Raw genomic sequence first — 21,605 nt, 5'->3', positions numbered from 1 at the left:
CGGTGCGGTGCGAGTGGGTAGGTTCGGCGGGTGTTCGTCACACTGATCGTCGTCGCCGCGCTGTGGGGTGCCGCCACGGGGCTGCTCGTGCCGCGCGCCGCGTACCGGCTGTCGGTCGAGCCGGAAGAGCCGTGGCGCGACCGTTGCGAGGCGGGCCACGCCCTGACCGGCCCGGCACGCGGCTGGCTCGGCGCCCCGTCGTGCCGGTCCTGCGCCACGACGCCGACCACGACGTCGACCACGACGCCATCGACGACAACCAAGACGACGACCAACACGACCACCACGACCGCGGTCGCGGACACCCGCCCCCTCGCGTCCCCCCGCAAGCGGCCCCTCGTCGCCCCCGCCGCGAAGCCCCACCCCCCGGCCGCAAGACCCCGCCCCCTCGGCCCCGTCCTCGCCCCGGTCGTCGTCACCGCCCTCTCCTGTGCCGCGCTCGCCGCCGCCACCGGGCCCCGGCCCGAGCTGGCCGTCTGGCTGCTGTGCGCGCCTCTCGCCGTGCTCCTGGCCACCGTCGACGTCCGCGTGCACCGGCTGCCCGACCCGCTCACGCTCCCGCTCGCCGCCGCCACCCCGATCCTCCTGCTCGGCGCCGAACTCCTGCCGTACGACGCCGGTTCCTGGCTTCACGCGCTGCTCGGCGGAGTCGCCTTGGGCGGCGGCTACTTCGTGCTGTTCCTGATCCGGCCCGCCGGCATGGGCTTCGGTGACGTCAAGCTCGCGCTCTGCGTCGGCGCGGCCCTCGGCTGGTACGGCTGGGGTGTCCTCTTCGCCGGTACGTTCGCGGGCTTCCTCCTCGGTTCGCTGTACGGTCTCGGCCTCGTCCTCGCGCGGCGGGGGAGCCGGAAGTCGGCGATCCCCTTCGGGCCGTTCATGATCGGCGGCGCCCTGCTCGGTCTGCTCCTCGGCGCGCTCTCCGCCTCCCCTTGAGGTTCGCGACCTAGCATTCCGGCACATGCGGACAATCAATGACAATCTGCCCGTAGAGCCACTGGAGCCCGCAGAGCCCGTAGCGGCACCCGGAGAGGTACAGGAAGAGGGGACGAAGACCACCCCCGCCCCCTGGTACCGCCGGCCCGCCGTCCTTCCTTGGGCCTGGGCCGCGGGCCTCTGTCTGCTCTACGCGACCGTCGCCGTACGCCGCCACCAGCTCCTGCGGACCACCGGCTACGACCTGGGCATCTTCGAGCAGGCCGTCCGCGCCTACGCCGAACTCCGCGCGCCCGTCGTCCCCTTGCGCGGCCCGGGCTTCAACCTCCTCGGCGACCACTTCCACCCGCTCCTCGCCGCCCTCGCCCCCCTCTACCGCCTCTGGCCCTCGCCCCTCTGCCTGCTCGTCGCGCAGTCCGCCCTTCTCGCCCTCGCCGTCGTCCCCCTGGCCCGCTGGGCCCGGCGCGTGCTCGGCGCCCGCGCCGCGCACGCCGTCGCCGCCGGGTACGGGCTCAGCTGGGGCATCGCCTCCGCCGCCGCCTTCGACTTCCACGAGGTCGCCCTCGCCGTACCGCTGCTCGCCTTCTCCCTCGAAGCGCTCGCCCACCGCCGCTGGCGCGCCGCCGTCGCCTGGGCCGCGCCGCTCCTGCTCGTCAAGGAGGACCTGGGGCTGACCCTCGCCGCCGTCGGCGTCTACGTCGCGGTCAAGGGTCCCCGGCGGCTCGGGATCGCCACCGCCGCCCTCGGTACGCTCGGCTCACTGATCGAGATCAAGCTGCTGCTGCCCGCCTTCAACCCCGGCGGCGACTACGCCCACGGCGGCCACCTCGCCGACGGCCACGGCTCCCTGCTCTCCACCCTCGCCCACGCCCCGCTCGACGCCCTGCGCCCCGACGTGAAGGCCATGCTGCTGATCCTGGTCTTCGCGCCGTCCGCGTTGCTCGCGCTGCGCTCGCCGCTCGCGATGATCGCCGTCCCCACGCTCGGGTGGCGGCTGGTCTCCGACAACCCCTTCCACTGGGGCACGGCCTACCACTACAGCGCCGTCCTCATGCCCGTCGTCCTCGCCGGGCTGATCGACGTCCTCGGAAGGGAGAAGTCCGCCCGGAACGTACGCGCCTCCCTCGTCACCGTCCTCGCCGTGACCGTCGTGATGCTTCCGTCGTTCCCGCTGGCCCAGCTCGCGCAGCGGTCCACCTGGCGGACCACGCCCCACATCGAGGCCGCCCGCGAGCTGCTCGCGCGCGTCCCGGACGGCGCGACCGTCGCCGCGTCCAACCGGCTCGCCCCGCAGCTCACGTCGCGCTGCGAGGTCATGATCTTCCCGACCTTCCCGGTGGACACTCTCCTCGACCGCCGGGAGACCGGTCCGCTGCCCGCGCCCACGGCCGAGTGGATCGTCTACGACGCCGTGCCACCGGAGGCCTGGCCGCAGAAGAGCGGACCGTGGCCCTACCCGGTCGAGCAGCAGGAGGCCGAACTGCGCGCGGCGCGCGAGCGGCACGGGTACGAGGTGGTGGCCTCCCGGGACGGCATCACGCTCCTCCGCCGCGCCGCCTAGCGCCCGCGAGCCGCTCCCCTGTGCGGCGAGGGCCGCGCGGCGCCCCCTTGCCGTTCCGCCGCCCGCCGCCCGAGCCCCCCGCCCCAGCCCCAACCCCGCCCCGCCCCAGCCTCAACCCCGGCCCCACTCCAGCCTCAACCCCCACTCCAGCCTCAACCCCCGCCCCCGAGCCCCTCGACGCGCGCCCTACGCGTGCGGCCCCACCGTCACCCGGTCGATCACCAGCTCGGCGCGACCCTCCAGGATGGTGGCGACGCGTGCGGCCTGGTCCTCCAGCTCCCGTAGCCCGGGCGCGGTCAGCGGCTTCAGCGGTTCGACGGTCACCGTGATCCGCTTGCCCGAGCGGCGCTGGTGCCAGACGCCCGCCACCGTGCCGTCGACCAGGAGCACCGGGTAGTTCCCGGCCTGGCCGCCCGCGAGCGCGCGCTCGCGGGCCGCGCCGGGGAAGAGCCGTTCACGTGGCTGGGAGGCGATGGTGAAGGCGTCGAAGTAGGGCAGCAGCCGCACCCCGCGCGCCGGACGTTCCTCGGGGAACGCGGTGTCCCCGGCGACGACCCACCCCGGCGCCCCCTCGAAGTCCACCTCCTCGATCCGCCCGGCCTCGGCCAGCGAGGCGAAGAGCCCGGTCGCCCAGCCGGCCGGTGCCGCCAGCCACTTCGCGAACTGCCGGGGGCCGGCCGGGCCGTACGCGTACAGGTACCGCTCCGCCAGGTCGCCGAGGGCCTGCGTCCCCTCCGCCGGGCGCACCCCCGGGTTGGTGTACGTGACCTTCCGGCCACGGTCCCGGCCGAAGCACAGCACCCCGCGGTGGCCCGCCAGGTGCGTGATCTGCCGCCAGCGCGGCCACTTGTCCTGGAAGGCGTCCATGACCCGGTCGCCCGCCCAGGGGCCGGTGCGCGCCACGATCGCGTCCGTCAGCTCGTCGACGGTGAGCTCCGTGCCCGCGAGGGCGTCCGCGACGGCCGCCAGGACCTCCTCGGTCTGCGCCGTCGTCATCCGTACGTCCGGCGGCATCGCAGACGCGCCGGCGGGGATCGCGGAGAGCGCGCCGGTCCACATCGGCAGGTCGGCGGCGGGCAGCAGATGGACCGTGCCGCGCGGTCCGTACGTCTTGACCAGCGTGCCGTCCTCCCAGAGCGCCGCCCTTACGTCCGCCCGGGTTCCCTCGGCGGTGCGCAGCGCGAGGGACAGCTCGGCGGCCGAGAGGACCTGGGCGTGGGCGCCGAGCATCGCGGCGGCCACCGCCGCCGGCGGCGCGTCCGTGGGCTCGTCCAGAAACTGCCGGTGGATCCTGCGGGCGTCGGCCCGCGCCCAGCTGACCTGTGGTGGGGTGGAGGTCGTCATGCTTCGACGGTAGGTGGGGAATAGGTCAGGGCCTGTCCGCCTTGCCCGAAGGGGCAGAGTCGAAGAGTCGGGACCGGACGAGGAGTTGGCGATGGCCAAGGGGAAGACCACATACGGCTGCGGGCTCGACGCGGCCGTCGATGTCGTGGGCGGCAAGTGGAAACCGCTCATCCTGTGGGCGCTGCACGCGCACGGCGCGACCCGCTTCGGTGAGCTCAGGCGGGGGCTCGCCGGCGTCAGCGAGAAGGTGCTGATCCAGCAGCTGCGCGAGCTGGAGGCGGACGGCATCGTCCACCGGGAGATCTATCCGGAGGTCCCGCCCCGGGTGGAGTACTCCCTGACCGCGCTCGGCGAGTCGCTGAACACGGCGCTGCTGCCGCTGGGGGAGTGGGGCGAGAGCTTCATGGCGGACATCCTCGCGATCAAGGCGGCCCAGCGCGCGGCCGAGGACGACGCCCAGCTCACGGTCGAGAGCGTGCCGCAGAGCGGCAGCGGCGAAGCCCAGCGCACGGTCGCAAGCGTCCCGCAGGGCCAGGCCGGGCGCGCGCGGCAGGCTGCCTGACCTGGGCCGGTCGGGGGCTCTGCGTCAACTCGGGTCCCTTTCGCGGGGGTCCCTCTTGGGAGGTACGAAACCCGCCGCCACGCCGGGGCGCAAACCGGCCGACGGGCCCCAGGGCCCTTGTCCCGACTGGGCTCCGAGGAATCCGGGAGGGACCGGCGGCGCCGCGTGGCACGCAGCACCGCTTATGAAGGGTTATGGTGGAAACCCCCCCTCGGGCCGGTCCGTATCCCCCCCACGGACCGGCCCGTTTTCTTTCCCCGGCCCCCCTCCGGACCGCGGGCCCGGGCCCCTCGGGGACCCGCCCCAGGCACATCGAAGTCCCCGCCCGAGCCCCTCAGGGCCCCGGCCCCCACGGACCCCAAGCCCCTCAGGGCCCCTGGCCCCGACGGACCCCCGGCCCCGACCGGACCCCCGGCCCGGACGGACCCCCGGCCTCGACCGGACCCCCGGCCCCGACCGGACCCCCGCCCCCGACCGGACCCCCGCCTCCGGCCCCTCCGGACCGTAGCCTCAGCCCCGGCCGGCCCAGATGTTGGTGCCCGCGGTGTCCACGGCGAAGGAGTCGATCTCCTTCAGCTCCTCGTCCGTCAGCGGAGGTCCGGCCAGCGCGGCCACGTTCTCCTCCAGCTGGGCGACGCTCGACGCGCCGATCAGCGCGGACGTCATCCGCTCGTCGCGCAGCACCCACGCCAGCGCCAGCTGCGCCAGCGACTGACCGCGCCGCTCGGCGATGTCGGCCAGACCGTGCAGCCGCCGCAGGACCTCGTCGGAGAGCAGGTTCGGGTCGAGGGACTTGCCCTGTGTCGCCCGCGACCCCTCCGGGATCCCCTTCAGGTACTTGTTCGTGAGCAGACCCTGGGCGAGGGGCACGAAGGAGATGCAGCCCATGCCGGCCGCCTCCAGCGTGTCGAGGAGACCGTCCTCCTCGGTCCATCGGTTGATCATCGAGTACGACGGCTGGTGGATGAGCGCAGGGACACCCATCTCCTTGAGGATCCCCGCGGCCTCGGCCGTCTGCTCGCTGGTGTACGACGAGACGCCGACGTACAGCGCCTTGCCCTGCTGGACGGCGGAGGCGAGCGCCCCCATCGTCTCCTCCAGCGGCGTGTGCGGGTCGAAGCGGTGCGAGTAGAAGATGTCGACGTGGTCGAGGCCCATCCGCTTCAGGGACGCGTTGAGTGAGGACATCAGATACTTGCGGGAGCCCCACTCGCCGTACGGGCCGGGGTGCATCTCGTACCCCGCCTTGGTGGAGATGATCAGCTCGTCACGGTACGGCGCGAAGTCCTGGGCGAAGAGCTTGCCGAAGTTCAGCTCGGCGGAGCCGGGCGGCGGCCCGTAGTTGTTCGCCAGGTCGAAATGGGTGACGCCGAGGTCGAAGGCGCGGCGCAGGATCGCGCGCTGCGTGCCGAGCGCCCTGTCGTCGCCGAAGTTGTGCCAGAGGCCGAGGGAGACGGCCGGGAGCTTGAGCCCGCTGCGCCCGGTGCGGCGGTACTCCATGTGCTCGTAGCGGTCCGCGGAGGCGGTGTAGATCGGGGAATGAGTCACGTCTCTCTGCTTATCACGGACTTGTGACAGTCCCGGGCTGGGAGCCTGTTACCCGTCCGCAGTAAGGTGGTCGGCTGCGGGGACCGCCGCGGCATGGAGGGGTTAAGAACAGTGAACCTGCGCGACCTGGTGTACGGGCTCTACGCACGCCGGGTGGAAGGCCGCCTCGACCACGACCAGGTGCCCAAGCACATCGGCGTCATCCTCGACGGCAACCGGCGCTGGGCCAAGGCCTCCGGCGGGACCCCCGAGCAGGGCCACAAGGCCGGCGCGGACAAGATCCAGGAGCTGCTCGGCTGGTGCGCCGAGACGGACGTCGAGGTCGTCACGCTCTGGATGCTCTCCACGGACAACCTGAACCGGCCCGAGGACCAGCTCCGCCCGCTGCTCGCCATCATCGAGGGCGCGGTGCGCGCCCTGGCCGCCGACGGCCGCTGGCGGGTGCACCACGTGGGCACGCTGGACCTGCTGCCCGCCCGTACGCAGTCCGTGCTGAAGGAGGCCGAGCAGGCCACGCACGACAACACGGGGATACTCGTGAACGTCGCCGTGGGCTACGGCGGCCGTCAGGAGATCGCCGACGCGGTCCGCTCGCTGCTCCTGGAGCACGCGGAGAAGGGGACGAGCTTCGAGGAGCTCGCCGAGATCGTCGACGTCGAACACATCTCCGAGCACCTGTACACGCGCGGGCAGCCCGACCCGGACCTGGTGATCCGGACCAGCGGCGAGCAGCGGCTCTCCGGCTTCATGCTGTGGCAGAGCGCCCACTCGGAGTACTACTTCTGCGAGGTCCACTGGCCGGCCTTCCGTAAGGTCGACTTCCTGCGGGCGCTGCGCGACTACGCCGCCCGCCACCGCCGCTACGGCACCTGAGCCGGATTCAGCCCGGCAGTCCGCGGGAGCGATCACCGGACGTTCGACTCTGTTCACGAACACGTCGTCATATGCCATGGCATGGCGGCGCGTGATCGAGGGAATACCCCTTGCAGAGTGAGCGGCACGGAGACCGCCACCCGGGAGGCCCGTTGCACCAGGACGACCGTGCAGGACATGTACGGACGGAGCGGAGGGCCGGTGCTCGGCCCGCGCATCGTGGCCAGAGCCCGGTCCCATCCCGCAGCGACACCGCTTCCGTCGCGCCCCGACCTCTCAGGGGTCGTCAAAGGGGGTCTGTCCTTCCGTGGTGACCAGCACTAAGCGCCGCTTGTCCGACAGGCGCACCTACGTACTCGACACCAGCGTCCTGCTGGCCGACCCCAACGCCGTGTCACGGTTCGACGAGCACGAGGTCGTGCTCCCGATCGTCGTGGTCACCGAGTTGGAGGCCAAGCGGCACCATCCCGAACTCGGCTACTTCGCCCGGGCGGCCCTGCGCCTCCTGGACGACTTCCGGGTCAGGTACGGGCGCCTGGACGCCCCGCTCCCCATCGGGGACCTGGGCGGCACCCTGCGTGTCGAGCTGAACCATTCCGACCCCGGAGTCCTCCCGGCCGGCTACCGGCTGGGGGACAACGACTCCCGGATCCTGGCCGTCGCGCGCAATCTCCAGGCCGAGGGGTACGACGTCACGGTCGTCTCCAAGGACCTGCCGCTGCGCATCAAGGCGTCCTCGGTCGGTCTCCTGGCCGAGGAGTACCGCGCGGAACTCGCCATCACGGATTCCGGTTGGACCGGAATGTCCGAACTGGCGCTCTCCGCCGACCAGGTGGACATCCTCTACGACCAGGAGACGCTGTTCGTGCCGGAGGCCTCCGAGCTTCCGGTGCACACGGGTCTGGTCCTGCAGTCCGAGCGGGGCAAGGCGCTCGGCCGGATCACGGCCGAGGGCAACGTCCGGCTGGTGCGGGGCGACCGGGAGGCGTTCGGCATCCGTGGCCGCAGCGCCGAGCAGCGGATCGCGCTCGATCTGCTCCTCGACCCGGACGTCGGCATCATCTCGATGGGCGGCCGGGCCGGTACGGGCAAGTCCGCGCTGGCGCTCTGCGCCGGCCTGGAAGCGGTCCTGGAGCGCCGGCAGCACCAGAAGGTGATGGTGTTCCGCCCGCTGTACGCGGTCGGCGGCCAGGAGCTCGGCTATCTGCCGGGCAGCGAGGCCGAGAAGATGAGCCCCTGGGCGCAGGCGGTCTTCGACACGCTCTCGGCCGTGGCGGGCCGAGAGGTCATCGAGGAGGTGCTCGGCCGGGGCATGCTGGAGGTCCTGCCGCTCACGCACATCCGGGGCCGCTCCCTCCACGACGCGTTCGTCATCGTGGACGAGGCCCAGTCCCTGGAGCGGAACGTCCTGCTGACCGTTCTGTCCCGGATCGGGGCGAACTCCCGTGTCGTGCTGACCCATGACGTGGCCCAGCGCGACAACCTCCGGGTCGGCCGGTACGACGGAGTCGTCGCCGTCGTCGAGAAGCTGAAGGGGCACCCGCTCTTCGCGCACGTCACGCTGACGCGTTCGGAACGCTCGCAGATCGCCGCCCTGGTGACCGAAATGCTGGAGGACGTCCAGATCTGATCCGATTGGCACACTCCCGTACGGATACGGGAGTTGGCGCCGCCCGGCAAAGCGCAGGAGCTTAGCCGGGCGGCGTCTCGCTGTCCGGGGAATGGGCCAAAACTCCGGTGACTTATGAGGTGTGAGCTTTCACACGCAACGCAGAATTGCCTTGCGGTGTCGGCGTCCGGCAGAGTCTTGCTTCCGTCAGGCCCCGCATACGGCCCACGCACACCTTCACCGGTGTGGCACCACACAACTCAACAGCCGTTCGCCGTATGCCGCCCACAGCACCACGGGCCCGTGTCTTCTGTGACCCAGTACGTCGGAGACCAGCGCAAGGGGCAAGATTTCGCCCGCTTGGTCACCTGTGTGGGCGATGCTGGAAGGAAACCGTGTGAGCCGGATCTCGGTCCGGGGATTCGCGGTGGCTTCGGCCACTGCGGTCACCACCGTCGGCGCCGTCGTGGGTGTTGCCTCGGGCGACACCCAGCCCTCGGGCGACAACTTCGAGGCCACCGCGGCCGACACCACGCTGCTCGCGGACATTCCCGTGGGCGAGCAGGCCCAGGTACAGGTCTCCTCGCTCTCGGAGCAGGCCGACGTCCAGGCCGCCGCGGCCGACTCGGCCGCGAAGAAGTCCGCGGAGGAATCGGCCCGCATCCAGGCCGCCAAGGACGCCGAGGCCAAGAAGCAGGCCGCCGACAAGGCGGAGAAGGAGCGCAAGGAGGCCGCGGAGCGCGCCGAGCGTTCCTCGGTCCGTGACGCGTCGAGCTTCTCGGCCCAGGGCTCCTACTCCATCGCTGAGGTCAAGGCGATCGCCCGTCAGATGATCCCGGCCTCGCAGTTCCAGTGCTTCAGCAACATCGTGGACCACGAGTCCGGCTGGAACTACCGCGCGACCAACCCGTCGTCCGGCGCGTACGGTCTCGTCCAGGCCCTCCCCGGTTCGAAGATGTCGTCGGCGGGCGCCGACTGGCAGACGAATCCGGCCACCCAGATCAAGTGGGGCCTGAACTACATGAACAACCGCTACGACAGCCCCTGCGGCGCGTGGAACTTCTGGCAGGCCAACCGCTGGTACTAGTACCGGCGCTCTCAACCTCGCTGAGCCCCTCACCGTCCTACGGTGAGGGGCTTCATGCGTGTAGGTTCGGGCCCATGTGCTCCCCGGGGGAGTGAGTCGGGGGGAGAGGGAAGAAGATGTCGAGACTGCCAGGATGGCTGAGCCGGCTGGGCGACGAGCTCAACCGCATGAGCGAACGGCTCGACGAGCGCCGCGCCCGCGCGGAGCGCGAGGACGACGACCACGACGCGGAGCCGCCCCAGGGTGGTGGCGGAGCAGAGCCGCCAACGGGTGAGGGTGGTACGGAGAAGCCCGCCGAGAAGCCCGCCCCGGAGCCCGTCGGCGCGCCTCCTGGCGAGGGCGCCGGTGAGGCGGTCGCGGGCGGTGGCCCCGAGCCGTCCGGTGCCGCGGCCGTCTCGGTCCCCGCGCCGCCCGCCTACGCCCCGGCCATAGCCGCGCGCCCCGACCCCGTCGCCGCGATCCCGTGGGGCATGCGGGTCGCCGCCGAGGCCGGCTGGCGGCTGCTCGTGCTCGCGGGCACGGTCTGGGTGTTGATGAAGGTGATCAGCTCCGTGCAGCTGGTCGTCCTCGCCTTCGTCGCCGCGCTCCTCATCACCGCCCTGCTCCAGCCCACCGTCGCCCGGCTGCGCAGGATGGGGCTGCCGCGCGGGGTCGCCACGGCCATCACCGCCGTCTCCGGGTTCGTGATCATGGGCCTGGTCGGCTGGTTCGTGGTCTGGCAGGTCATGGACAACATCGACACCCTCTCGGACCGGGTCCGCGACGGCATCGAGGAGCTCAAGCGCTGGCTGCTCGACAGCCCGTTCCATGTGACCGAGAAGCAGATCAACGACATCGCCAAGAACCTCAGCGACACGATCAGCTCGAACACGGAGCAGATCACCTCCGCCGGGCTCCAGGGCGTGACGGTCATCATCGAGGCGATCACCGGGATACTGCTCGCGATGTTCTCGACCCTCTTCCTCCTCTACGACGGGAAGAAGGTCTGGCAGTGGACGCTCAAGCTGGTGCCCGCCCAGGCACGGCCCGGTCTCGCCGGCGCGGGGCCCCGGGCCTGGCGGACGCTGACCGCCTATGTGCGCGGCACGGTGATCGTCGCCCTGATCGACGCGGTCTTCATCGGCCTCGGCCTGTACTTCCTCGACGTGCCGATGGCCGTGCCGCTCGCCGTGTTCATCTTCCTGTTCGCCTTCATCCCGCTGGTCGGTGCCGTCATCTCCGGCGCCCTGGCGGTCGTGGTCGCCCTGGTCACCAACGGGGTGTTCACCGCCCTGATGGCCCTGGCCGTGGTCCTGGCCGTCCAGCAGATCGAAGGCCATGTGCTGCAGCCGTTCATCCTGGGCCGCGCGGTACGGGTCCACCCGCTCGCCGTCGTCCTCGCGGTCGCGGCCGGCGGCCTGACCGCCGGCATCGGCGGCGCGGTGGTCGCGGTCCCGCTGGTCGCCGTCACCAACACCGTGGTCGGCTACCTCCGCGCGTACAGCCACAATCAGGCCCTGCTCTCCACGCCGGAACCGCGCGGCGCCACCGCGTGGGCGGTGGCGCCGACCCGCGCGCCCGGCGCCAAGGACGAGAAGTGACGGAAGGGCCCCGGGGCATGACGCCCCGGGGCCCTTCGCACATCCTCGTACGCCTTACTCGGCGAGGAGCGCCTCCGCGTCCAGCGTGACGCCGACCGCCTGGATCACCGAGGCGATCTTGACGGCCTCCTGGATCGTCTCGCGGTCGACACCGGCCTTGCGCAGGACCTGCTCGTGCGAGTCCAGGCACTGGCCGCAGCCGTTGATCGCCGAGACGGCCAGCGACCACAGCTCGAAGTCGACCTTCTCGACACCCGGGTTGCCGATGACGTTCATCCGCAGACCCGCGCGCATCGTCCCGTACTCGGGGTCCGACAGCAGGTGCCGGGTCCGGTAGAAGACGTTGTTCATCGCCATGATCGCGGCGGCGGACTTGGCCGCCGTGTACGCCTCGGGCTTGAGGTTGGCCTTGGCCTCCGGCTCCAGCTCCGCCAGGACCTTCGGCGAGCGCGAGGCGATCGCGCAGGCGAGGACCGTGCCCCAGAGCTGCTGCTGCGGGAGCTCGCTGTTGCCGATGACCGAACCGAGGTTCAGCTTCAGGTCCTTGGCGAAGTCCGGGATGGCGGACTTGAGTTCGTCGAGAGCCATGTCAGATCACTCGCCCGACAGGAGCGCGGCCGCGTCGAGGGTGTTCTCGCCCTTGTTCCAGTTGCACGGGCACAGCTCGTCGGTCTGCAGGGCGTCGAGGACCCGCAGGACCTCCTTGGGGTTACGGCCCACGGAGCCGGCGGTCACCATGGTGAACTGGATCTCGTTGTTCGGGTCCACGATGAAGACGGCGCGCTGGGCGAAGCCGTCCTCGCCCTCGACGCCGCAGTCGCGCATGAGCTCGTGCTTGGAGTCGGCGAGCATCGGGAAGGGCAGGTCACGCAGGTCGGCGTGGTCCTTGCGCCAGGCGTGGTGGACGAACTCGGAGTCGCCGGAGACGCCGAGGATCTGGGCGTCGCGGTCCGCGAACTCGTCGTTCAGCTTGCCGAAGGCGGCGATCTCGGTCGGGCAGACGAAGGTGAAGTCCTTGGGCCAGAAGAACACCACACGCCACTTGCCCTCGTAGGACTTGTGGTCGATCTGCTCGAACTCCTTGCCGCTCTCCAGCGACACGCAGGCGGTCAGGTCGTAGGTGGGGAACTGGTCACCGACAGTGAGCACGCGCTCTCCTTGCAGGTCGGAAGGTCCCTTTTGAGGCTTCCATGAGGGGTTGGACGGGTCTCATCCTGGCACGGAGTGCATTGATCAGTGAAATAGCTAGACTCGGTCGCGTTGATCGAAGGTGGTTATCAGTGGTTTCGGTGCGGCGTGTGAAGCAGCCCAGCTTGTCCCAGCTCAGAGCGTTCGCGGCGGTCGCGGAGCATCTGCACTTCCGGGATGCGGCGGCGGCCATAGGGATGAGCCAGCCGGCGCTCTCGGGCGCGGTCTCGGCTCTCGAAGAGGCACTGGGTGTCCAACTCCTTGAGCGTACGACGCGGAAGGTGCTGCTCTCGCCCGCCGGTGAGCGGCTCGCGGCGCGCGCCCGGGCCGTCCTGGACGCCGTGGCCGAGCTGATGGAGGAGGCCGAGGCGGCGCAGGCCCCGTTCACCGGCGTGCTGCGGCTCGGAGTGATCCCGACCGTCGCCCCGTACCTGCTGCCCACCGTCCTGAGCCTGGTCCACGAGCGTTACCCGGAGCTCGACCTCCAGGTCCACGAGGAGCAGACCTCCTCGCTCCTGGAGGGGCTCGCGGCCGGGCGGCTCGACCTGCTGCTGCTCGCCGTTCCGCTCGGGGTGCCCGGAGTGAGCGAACTCCCGCTCTTCGACGAGGACTTCGTGCTCGTCACCCCGCAGGGCCATCCGCTGGCCGGACGTGACGACATTCCGCGCGAGGCCCTCAAGGAACTCAACCTGCTGCTCCTCGACGAGGGGCACTGCCTGCGCGACCAGGCCCTCGACATCTGCCGCGAGGCCGGGCGCACCGACGGAGCGCCCGTCACCACGACCGCGGCCGGCCTGTCCACGCTCGTACAGCTGGTGGCGGGCGGGCTCGGGGTGACCCTGCTGCCGCGCACGGCCGTGAAGGTCGAGACCGCGTACAACGCGGCCCTGTTCACCGGCCGCTTCACCGATCCCGCGCCCACCCGGCAGGTCGCCCTCGCGATGCGCACCGGCGCGGCCCGCCAGGCCGAGTTCGAGGAGCTGGCCGAGGCTCTGCGCGGCGCGATGGAGTCCCTGCCGGTACGGGTGGTGGGCTCCGGCTGACCTCGCGGCCGGAGCCCCTGCCGTACTACTCCGTCCTGAGGCCGTCCGCGCGGGTCAGGCGCCACAGCGGAGGCAGGGACAGCAGCGTCACGGCCGCGACCATCGCCGCTCCGACGCCGGTCACCGGCAGGAAGACCCACCAGTCCACGACCTGCTTGTCGATCATCTTCAGGAGCACCACGCCGAGCCCGAGTCCGCCCGCGACGGCGAGCGCCAGACCGAGGCCGATCGGGACCGCCGTCTGCCACAGGACCGACAGGCAGAGGGTGGTGCGCCGGGTGCCGAAGGCGACGAGAGAGGACAGCAGTCGCTTGCGGTCCCGCAGCTGCTCCAGCGTGGTGACCAGGAGCGAGGCCGCGACCAGCAGCATCGTCGCGGTGGCGCCGGCCAGGATGCCGGTGCGGACGCTGCTGTACTGCGCGTCCCGTTCGGTGTTCTGCAGGGTGCGGACCCAGGCCAGGGGGTCGATCGACGCGGCCGTGTTCCGTACGTGCTCGACGGCGTCCGGCACCGACGCGTCGACGCGCACCATCGCGGTCGCCTCCGGGTCGTCCAGCTGGGCGACATCGATCGCCGAGGGGGTGGCGAAGATCCCGAACTGGTAGTTGCCGACCGGGTCCGGGCGGGTGTCGACCGTGCGGGCCGACTCCGGGATCCGCCACGTCGGCACGGGCCCGCGCCGGTGCTCCTGCGGGTCCCGCAGGGCGACCACGGCGCCCGGCTGCGCGGTCCGACGGACCCAGTCGTCGGGCGCGCCGCCCTCCCGGCCGTGGGCGAGGGCCACGAAGACATCGCCGTCCTTGCAGGAAGGCAGGTGCGCCAGCTCCTTGAGGGAGGGGCAGTCGCCGACGACGAGCGAGGTGATCGGGCCGAACTCCTCGTCCTTCTTCAGCGGACCGGGCCGCCACGCGTGCGACTCGATCGTGCCGATGACGCCGGTGACGCCCGGGGTCTTCGAGAACCTCTCGATCATCTCGCGGGCCTCGCCGCCGTCCTTGGCGTCGATCGTCGACTGCAGCTGCGCCCGCGCGCTGTCCATGCCCGTCGGGTTCATGAAGTCGTTCTGCATCGCGTGGAACATCATCTGGAGCGCGATCGCCCCGGCCGCCGCGACGACGATGCCGCTGACCGCCCTGGCCGCCGTACCGCTGCTCACCTGCAGTCGGCGGGTCGCCAGGTGCCAGGCGACCGGCCCGCCGCGGAGCCGTTTCACGCAGGCCTCCACCAGCCAGGGCAGGAGCGTGGTGAGACCGACGAGGGCGAGGGTCGAACCGGCGGCGACACCGGTGGTGTTGATCGCGGTGTCCCGCAGGTCGACGTCGTCGGCCATCGGCGCCAGCAGCGCGGCCCCGGCCGCGACGAGCAGCAGCCGCCACCAGAGCCTGCGGGGGCGGGGCGTGGAGGTCCGTACGACACCCAGCGGTTCGATCGCGACCCCGCGCAGCGCGAAGAGGGTCACGACGATCGCCGAGACCGGCACGACGGTCAGGACGAGCGCGGCGAGCGGCGCCAGTGGCACCACGTCGGAGGGAAAGGCGTTGACGTCCCACACCTGGAACAGCCCGACGAGCCGGCGGCCGGCGGCGAAGAAGACCGCGCCGAGCCCGAGCCCGAGGAGCGCGCTCGCCAGGGATTCACCGGCCGCGATCCGCCGCACCATGGCCACGTCGGCGCCGACCAGGCGCAGCGCGGCGAGCCGCCGGTCGCGCTGCTCGCCGCCGAAGCGGACGGCGGTCGCGATGAAGACGAGGACCGGCAGGAGCAGGACGACGCAGGCGATGACGACGAGCAGGAGCAGGAAGGCGTTCAGCGGTTCCTCGGGCACCGACCAGCCGTACGAGCGGCCCCGGCCGTCGTAGTTGTCGGTGGCGAGGGTGTCGCTGCCGGCGACGTACCGCAGCTCGGCCGGGCCGATGAGTCCGGGCTCTTCGATGGTGCCGGTGATCCGGTAGGGCAGCCGCTCCTTGAGCAGGGCGCCCGCCGGGGTGCCGAGGAGTTCGCCGAGCGCGGGGGAGACCCACATCTCGCCGGGACCGGGGATCTTCGCGAGCCCCGGCGGGGTGGGAGCGTCCGGGCCCTCGGGGCGCAGGACGAGCCCGGTGACGGACGCGCCGTGGTAGACGGTCGCCGGGGTGGCGTAGAGGAAGGAGTCCTTCGTGGGGCTCGGGTTCTCGCCGCTCGCGTCGACGCTGCGCTGCGACTCGCGGACCTCGCGGGCGAACGACATGTGCGGGACGGAGGAGGCGAGGAGCAGCAAGGCCACGCCGAGGCCGATGCCGACGGCCGTCAGGGCCGTACGGATCCAGCCGCGCCGGCCTCCGGTGACCGCGAACCGGGCGCCGAGCGCGAGATCGCGGGACCAGGTACGGAGCTTCATGCCGCCCACTCCGCGTCGCGCACCGCGCCGTCACGGACGACGATCTCGCGGTCCGAGTAGGCGGCCACCCGGGCCTCGTGGGTGACGAGGACGACGGCGGCGCCGGTGTCCCGGGCCGCGTCGGTGAGCAGCTGCATCACGCGCTCGCCGTTGAGGGAGTCGAGGGCGCCGGTCGGTTCGTCGGCGAAGAGCACGCGCGGGGCGGTGACCAGCGAGCGGGCGACGGCGACCCGCTGGCCCTGGCCGCCGGATATCTCGCCGGGCCGCTTGCCGGCGACGTCGCCGACCTCCAGGCGGTCCAGCCACTCCCGGGCGCGGGCCTCGGCGGGCTTGCGCCGTTCGCCGTTCAGGCGCAGCGGAAGGGCGACGTTCTCGGCGCAGGTCAGTTCGGGCACGAGCTGGCCGAACTGGAAGACGAAGCCGAAGTCGGTGCGGCGCAGGGTGCTGCGTTCGCTGTCGGAGAGGGCGGTGAGTTCGCGGCCGTCGTAGGTGATGGTGCCGGTGTCGGGGCGGACGATCCCGGCGAGGCAGTGCAGGAGCGTGGACTTGCCCGAGCCCGAGGGGCCCATGACGGCGACGACCTCGCCGGCCCGGATGGCGAACTCGGCGCCCAGGAGCGCGGGGGTCGGGCCGTACGCCTTGTTCAGGCCGCTCGCCTTCAGCAGCGGGGTGGCGGTCATCGGCGGAGCTCCTCGGCGAGCCGGTCGAGCCGGGCGGCGGTCAGCTCCAGCCAGCGCAGGTCGGCTTCGAGGTGGAACAGGGCGTGGTCGCAGATCAGCTGGTCGGCGAGGTCGCCGTCCTTCTTGCGCCGGGTCAGCTCGCGCATCAGCCGCAGGTGCTCGGCCCGCTGCGCGTCGAGGACCTCGGCGGCCGCGCGTCCGGTGAGCAGGGCGAGGACGACCTTGGTGTACAGCGTCGACTGGAGGTACGGCTCCGGCTTCTCGGGCCGGGCGATCCACTGGTCGACATCGGTGACACCGGCCTCGGTGATGGCGTACCGCTTCCGCTCGGGGCCGCCGCCGGCCTCGATGCCGTCGACCACCACGAGGCCGTTCTTCAGCAGCCGGGACATGGTCGAGTAGACCTGTCCGTAGTGCAGGGGGCGGTCGTGGCCGAACTTCTCGTCGAAGGCGCGCTTGAGGTCGTAGCCGTGGCGCGGACCGGACTCCAGGAGTCCGAGGAGGGTGTGTCCGATTGACATGCCGCCACTCTACACGGGGTGTATACGCGCTATGTATAGCCTCCGAAGTCGCCCCGAAGGGGTGATGTGACCGGCGTCGCACAACCATCGGGGCTCCGTGAGCGTCGGTTCCACCGGGATGGGTGCTGATTGTCACGTCCGGAAAGACCGGATCGATCGCCCTTTGTCAGCATCGGCGGTGTTAGCTTGCTGAGCTGATTCGGAGCGGACACGCCCGACACCACGACGAGCGGAGCGACGGAGAACATGGGCCGAGCGGACAAGGGCCAGGGGAAGAAGGGCGGGCGGATACGCCGCCTCTTCACCTGGAAGAAACTCCTGGGCACGTTCTTCGTCGTCTGCCTGCTCGTGATGGGCGCCTTCTACGCGGTCTACCTGATGGTCCCGGTGCCGCAGGCCAACGCCCAGGCGACCATGCAGAGCAACGTCTACAAGTACGCGAACGGCAAGATCCTCGCCCGCACCGGCGAGATCAACCGCGAGATCGTGGGCCTGGAGAAGATCCCGCTCGAGGTCCAGCACGCCTTCGTCGCCGCCGAGAACAAGACCTTCTACAAGGACAACGGCGTCGACATCAAGGGCACCGTCCGCGCCGCCTGGAACACCGCCACCGGCAAGGGCAAGCAGGGCGGCTCCACTATCACCCAGCAGTACGTCAAGAACTACTTCCTGAGCCAGGACCAGACGGCCACCCGCAAGCTCAAGGAAATGGTGATCGCGCTCAAGGTCGACCAGCAGATGAAGAAGCCCGAGATCCTCGCCGGGTACATCAACACCAGCTACTACGGCCGCAGCGCGTACGGCATCCAGGCCGCCGCCCAGTCGTACTACGGCGTCGACGCCGGCAAGCTGAACGTCGCCCAGGGCGCCTACCTCGCCTCCCTGCTCCAGGCCCCCAACCAGTACGACTGGACCGCCGCCTCCCCGACCGGCCGCAAGCTGGTCGAGGACCGCTGGAACTACACCCTCGACAACATGGTCGAGGAGGGCTGGCTCGACGCGACCAAGCGCGCCGGTCTGAAGTTCCCCGCCCCGCAGAAGGCCAAGCCCGCCCCCGGCATGGAGGGCCAGCGCGGCTACCTCGTGGAGGCCGCCAACCAGGAGCTGGTGCGGCAGGGCATCCCCGAGGAGGACATCAAGGCCGGCGGCTGGACGATCACCCTCAACATCGACGAGCAGAAGCAGAAGGACCTGGTCAAGGCGGTCGAGCGGCAGCTGGAGGAGAAGCTCGACCGCAAGGGCGACAAGAAGGACGCCACCGTCCAGGCCGGCGCCACCTCCGTCGACCCGAAGACCGGCAAGGTCGTCGCGATGTACGGCGGCATCGGCGCCACCGAGCACTGGACGTCGAACGCCACCCGCCGCGACTACCAGCCCGCCTCGACCTTCAAGCCGATCGTCCTCGCCTCCGCCCTCGACAACGGGGCCGACACCCAGGACGGCCGGAAGATCGGCCTCGGCACGATCTACGACGGCACCAGCAAGCGCAAGGTCGTCGGCAGCAGCGTCCCGTTCAACCCGGAGAACGAGGACAACCGGAGCTACGGCCCGGTCACCGTCCAGAAGGCCACCAACAGCTCGATCAACTCCGTCTACGCGCAGATGATCGTGGACGTCGGCCCCGGCAACACCAAGAAGACCGCCCTCGACCTCGGCATGAAGGACGGCGCCGACTTCGGCGAGACCCCCGCGATGTCGCTCGGCACCATGGGCGCCTCCACCTGGGACATGGCGGGCGTCTACGCCACGCTCGACAACCACGGCGTCAAGGTCACCCCGACCATCGTGAAGTCCGCCGAGCACAAGGACCGCAAAGCCGACCCGGTGAAGTCGATCGGCAGCCAGGTCATCAGCCGCGAGGCCGCCGACACCGTCACCAAGGCGATGCAGGGCGTCGTCCGCAGCGGATCCGGCTTCCGGGCCGCCGGCGACTACCAGGCGGCCGGCAAGACCGGCACCTCGGAGAACAACCGCTCCGCCTGGTTCGTCGGCTACACCCCCGAACTGGTCACCGCCGTCGGCCTCTTCGGCGAGGACACCAAGGGCAACCAGGTCACCCTCACCGACACGATCAACCCGGGCCGCGCCAACGGCGGCCGGACCCCGGCCCAGATCTGGGGCGACTACACCACCGCCGCACTCGGCGGCGGCTCCGACGCCCGCTTCGACCTGGAGACAGACGGCAGCTCCGGGGACGTCGAGCCGGACCCGACCTCGACGCCGACCGGCTCCACGCCGACGTCCACCCCGCCGCCCACCACCGGCACCACGGGCCCGACGCCCCCGCCGACCTCGACGGCGACCACGCCGCCGCAGCCGACGGACACCGTCACCGTGCCGCCGCCGCCCACGAAGACCACGGACCCGGTGCCGCCGACGATCGACCCGCCGGACCCCGGCGGCGAGGACAGCGGCGACGCCGGCAACGTACGCCCGCCGCGGTGACGCGACCGGTGACATGACGAAGGCCGGACCCGAAAGGGTCCGGCCTTCGTCGTCATCGGCCTAGAGACGCGTGGCCAGTTCGAACCAGACGACCTTGCCGCCCGAGAGCCGCGTCGCGCCCCACCGGCGCGCCAGCCGGTTCACCAGGAAGAGCCCGCGCCCGCCCTCGTCCGTGTCCCGCGCCCGCCGCTGCCGGGGCAACTGAGGCGAGTCGTCGCCGACTTCGCAGCGCAGCACGTCGGTCTTCAGCAGCCGCAGGGTCACCGGCCGTTCCGCGTACCGCACGGCGTTCGTCACGACCTCGCTGATCAGCAGCTCGACCGAGTCCGAGAGCTCCTCCAGGTCCCAGCGGGCCAGCGCCCGCCGGGCCAGCCGCCGGGCCCGCCCCGGCGCCGCGTCCTCCGGTTCCAGGAACCAGTACGCCACGTCGCTGGGCGCGATCCCGTCGAAACGGGCCGCGAGCAGCGCGATGTCGTCGTCCCGGTCGCCCGGGCCGAGCATGTCCAGGACGTCGTCGCAGAGCGCCTCCAGGGGCGGTGAGTGGTCCGGGCCGGTCAGCTGGGCGGTCGCCGCGAGGCGCTCCCGCAGCTGCTCTATCCCGGTCCACACGTCCCGCAGCCGGGACTCGACCAGGCCGTCCGTGTACAGCAGCAGCGTGGCGCCCGCCGGGGCGTCCAGCTCGACCGCCTCGAAGTCGACCCCGCCCACGCCGATCGGCGCCCCCGGCGGGACCCGCAGGACCTCGGCGCGGCCGCCGAGGTGGAGCAGTATCGGCGGCGGGTGGCCCGCGTTGGCGATCGTGATCCGGTGCGAGACCGGGTCGTACACCGCGTACATGCAGGTCGCCATGCGGTCCTGGCCGAGCCGTTGGGCCTGCTCGTCCAGGTGGTGCAGCACCTCCTGCGGCGGCAGGTCGAGCCCGGCCAGGGTCTGCGCGGTGGTCCGCAGCTGGCCCATGATCGCGGCGGAGGTCATGGAGTGGCCCATGACGTCGCCGACGACCAGCGCCACGCGGCTGCCGGGCAGCGGGATCGCGTCGTACCAGTCGCCGCCGACCCGGGCCGTCTCGGCGGCCGGGAGGTAGCGGGAGGCGAGCCGGACGCCGGTCGGCTGCGGCAGCGAGTCCGGCAGCATCGTGCGCTGGAGCTCGTCGGCGATGTACGCCTCACGGCCGTACAGCACGGCCTTGTCGATGCCGAGGGCGGTGTGCGTGGCGAGCTGGGCCGCGACGAGCAGGTCGTTCGGCTCGAAGCCGGGCCGCTCGGGGCGGCGCAGGAAGACGGCGGCGCCGATGACCCGGCGCCGCCCCCGCAGCGGGGCCAGTATCGCCCGCTGGCCGCGGGGCAGGGTGTGCTCGGCGCCGAGCAGCTCGGGCAGCGCGGCGCGGGCGGCGGCGGAGTCGCCGAAGACCGGCCGGACACCGCGCAATACCTCGGCGAGGGCCCCGCCGGAACGCACCTCGCAGAGTTCGGCCGCGGGGGTCGGGTCCGGGTCGGGGACGAGCGTCAGCTCCTCGCCCTCCACGTCCGTTAAGCGCAGCCGGTCGGTGCGGCGCAGCCGCAGCACGAAGGGCGCGATGGGGCGTTCGTCGCCGACCGGGAGGGGGTCGCGGAGGTAGACCAGGATCGCGTCGGAGAACGTCGGCACGGTCGCCCGGCAGAGGCCGAGCACGATCTCGTCGAGGTCTATCCCGCGGGCGATCCGCCGGGTCGCGGCGCCGACGAACCGCAGCCGGTCGCCCTCACGGCGGGCGGCGGCGACGTCCGGCACGACCGCGGCGGCCGGGGCGCCCGGGGGCGCGTTCACCGCCATCGCGGCCGCCGGCGCGCCCGGCTGGGTGGCCGCGCCCCCGCCGGCGGGTACCGGCGGCGTGCGCGAGGTCGCCTGCCCGGGGGTGGGACGGCCGGCGCCGTCGGGCGCGCCGGACTGGGCCGGCACCGGCGCCTCGGCCGCCTGCTGCCGGGGGCGGGTGCGCTCATGCGGCCGGGCAGCCAGCGGCTGCCGGCCTTCGTGGGAGGTGGGATGCTCCGTCACGCGTGGGATTCCGTCCGTCCGGGCCGGTGGTGCGATGCACTCGCTCTTCTCGCCGATGCCGCGCCTTCACGGGGGATAAACCCCTGGCGCGCGGTGGATGTGAATGCCCCGCGAGCAGCGGCTACGACAGGGGTCGGCACACCCGGGCAGACGTCCGGCACTGCTCTCCCCCTCAAGGATGACTTACGGTCAGGTCCTGCGCTGTGCTCTCTCGTTGACG

General features: G+C 71.8%; 17 protein-coding genes. 9 read left to right on the top strand and 8 right to left on the bottom strand.

Going from position 1 to position 21,605, the window contains the following annotated elements:
- Nucleotides 1-30 precede the first annotated feature (30 nt).
- Complete coding sequence (locus ACWF79_RS08940) at nt 31-933, top strand: prepilin peptidase (RefSeq protein WP_453727368.1); 903 nt, start codon at nt 31-33, stop codon at nt 931-933.
- Nucleotides 934-958: 25 nt separating this feature from the next.
- The gene (locus ACWF79_RS08935; RefSeq protein ID WP_453727367.1) at nt 959-2,494 is read left to right on the top strand and encodes a DUF2079 domain-containing protein; all 1,536 of its coding nucleotides are present in this window, start codon (nt 959-961) and stop codon (nt 2,492-2,494) included.
- A gap of 186 nt (nt 2,495-2,680) precedes the next feature.
- On the opposite strand, the gene ACWF79_RS08930 is transcribed toward ACWF79_RS08935, so the two are convergent.
- Nucleotides 2,681-3,838, bottom strand: a complete 1,158-nt coding sequence (locus tag ACWF79_RS08930) for a winged helix DNA-binding domain-containing protein (RefSeq protein ID WP_453727366.1) — start codon at nt 3,836-3,838, stop codon at nt 2,681-2,683.
- Between the two features lie 91 nt (nt 3,839-3,929).
- On the opposite strand from ACWF79_RS08930, the gene ACWF79_RS08925 reads away from it, so the two are divergent.
- Nucleotides 3,930-4,400, top strand: a complete 471-nt coding sequence (locus ACWF79_RS08925; protein WP_453727365.1) for a winged helix-turn-helix transcriptional regulator — start codon at nt 3,930-3,932, stop codon at nt 4,398-4,400.
- A gap of 510 nt (nt 4,401-4,910) precedes the next feature.
- Here the strand turns inward: ACWF79_RS08925 and mgrA are convergent.
- Nucleotides 4,911-5,948 (bottom strand): L-glyceraldehyde 3-phosphate reductase, encoded by a 1,038-nt coding sequence (gene mgrA / locus ACWF79_RS08920; RefSeq protein WP_453727364.1) that lies wholly within the window; start codon nt 5,946-5,948, stop codon nt 4,911-4,913.
- A 111-nt stretch (nt 5,949-6,059) separates the two neighbouring features.
- On the opposite strand from mgrA, the gene ACWF79_RS08915 reads away from it, so the two are divergent.
- The 4 genes from ACWF79_RS08915 to ACWF79_RS08900 all read left to right on the top strand — a co-directional run bounded on the left by ACWF79_RS08915 (nt 6,060) and on the right by ACWF79_RS08900 (nt 11,097).
- Nucleotides 6,060-6,821, top strand: a complete 762-nt coding sequence (locus ACWF79_RS08915; protein ID WP_361966793.1) for an isoprenyl transferase — start codon at nt 6,060-6,062, stop codon at nt 6,819-6,821.
- Nucleotides 6,822-7,128: 307 nt separating this feature from the next.
- Nucleotides 7,129-8,451 carry a PhoH family protein gene (locus ACWF79_RS08910; RefSeq protein WP_453727363.1) on the top strand — a complete coding sequence of 441 codons (1,323 nt, stop codon included), beginning with the start codon at nt 7,129-7,131 and terminating at the stop codon, nt 8,449-8,451.
- A 376-nt stretch (nt 8,452-8,827) separates the two neighbouring features.
- A complete protein-coding gene (locus tag ACWF79_RS08905) occupies nt 8,828-9,517 on the top strand; it encodes an aggregation-promoting factor C-terminal-like domain-containing protein (protein ID WP_453727362.1) in 690 nt (229 codons plus the stop codon).
- A 116-nt stretch (nt 9,518-9,633) separates the two neighbouring features.
- Nucleotides 9,634-11,097, top strand: coding sequence for an AI-2E family transporter (locus ACWF79_RS08900; protein ID WP_453727361.1), 1,464 nt, complete (start codon nt 9,634-9,636; stop codon nt 11,095-11,097).
- Between the two features lie 54 nt (nt 11,098-11,151).
- Here the strand turns inward: ACWF79_RS08900 and ACWF79_RS08895 are convergent, their stop codons facing one another.
- On the bottom strand, nt 11,152-11,685 hold the full coding sequence (locus tag ACWF79_RS08895; RefSeq protein WP_147980985.1) for an alkyl hydroperoxide reductase: 534 nt from the start codon (nt 11,683-11,685) through the stop codon (nt 11,152-11,154).
- 6 nt (nt 11,686-11,691) lie between these two features.
- Nucleotides 11,692-12,246, bottom strand: a complete 555-nt coding sequence (locus ACWF79_RS08890) for a peroxiredoxin (RefSeq protein ID WP_137993611.1) — start codon at nt 12,244-12,246, stop codon at nt 11,692-11,694.
- Between the two features lie 131 nt (nt 12,247-12,377).
- On the opposite strand from ACWF79_RS08890, the gene ACWF79_RS08885 reads away from it, so the two are divergent.
- Nucleotides 12,378-13,328: a hydrogen peroxide-inducible genes activator gene (locus tag ACWF79_RS08885; protein ID WP_453727360.1), complete on the top strand. Its 951-nt coding sequence runs from the start codon at nt 12,378-12,380 to the stop codon at nt 13,326-13,328.
- Nucleotides 13,329-13,353: 25 nt separating this feature from the next.
- Here the strand turns inward: ACWF79_RS08885 and ACWF79_RS08880 are convergent, their stop codons facing one another.
- The 3 genes from ACWF79_RS08880 to ACWF79_RS08870 are packed head-to-tail and all read right to left on the bottom strand — an operon-like array spanning nt 13,354 to nt 16,906.
- Complete coding sequence (locus ACWF79_RS08880; protein WP_453727359.1) at nt 13,354-15,705, bottom strand: FtsX-like permease family protein; 2,352 nt, start codon at nt 15,703-15,705, stop codon at nt 13,354-13,356.
- On the bottom strand, nt 15,702-16,385 hold the full coding sequence (locus ACWF79_RS08875; RefSeq protein ID WP_453727358.1) for an ABC transporter ATP-binding protein: 684 nt from the start codon (nt 16,383-16,385) through the stop codon (nt 15,702-15,704). The genes ACWF79_RS08880 and ACWF79_RS08875 overlap by 4 nt, the downstream gene beginning before the upstream one ends.
- A complete protein-coding gene (locus tag ACWF79_RS08870) occupies nt 16,382-16,906 on the bottom strand; it encodes a PadR family transcriptional regulator (RefSeq protein ID WP_453727357.1) in 525 nt (174 codons plus the stop codon). Before ACWF79_RS08870 ends, ACWF79_RS08875 begins: the two co-directional genes overlap by 4 nt.
- A 246-nt stretch (nt 16,907-17,152) precedes the next feature.
- On the opposite strand from ACWF79_RS08870, the gene ACWF79_RS08865 reads away from it, so the two are divergent.
- A complete protein-coding gene (locus tag ACWF79_RS08865) occupies nt 17,153-19,351 on the top strand; it encodes a transglycosylase domain-containing protein (protein WP_453727356.1) in 2,199 nt (732 codons plus the stop codon).
- Nucleotides 19,352-19,411: 60 nt separating this feature from the next.
- On the opposite strand, the gene ACWF79_RS08860 is transcribed toward ACWF79_RS08865, so the two are convergent.
- Entirely contained in the window at nt 19,412-21,385 is a 1,974-nt protein-coding gene (locus ACWF79_RS08860; RefSeq protein WP_453727355.1) for a SpoIIE family protein phosphatase, read from the bottom strand.
- Between the last annotated feature and the right edge of the window lie 220 nt (nt 21,386-21,605).

This window comes from Streptomyces sp. NPDC054975, from assembly GCF_053609105.1.
Note: the sequence above shows the minus strand (reverse complement) of the source record. Positions and strands in the feature narration are given on the sequence as shown.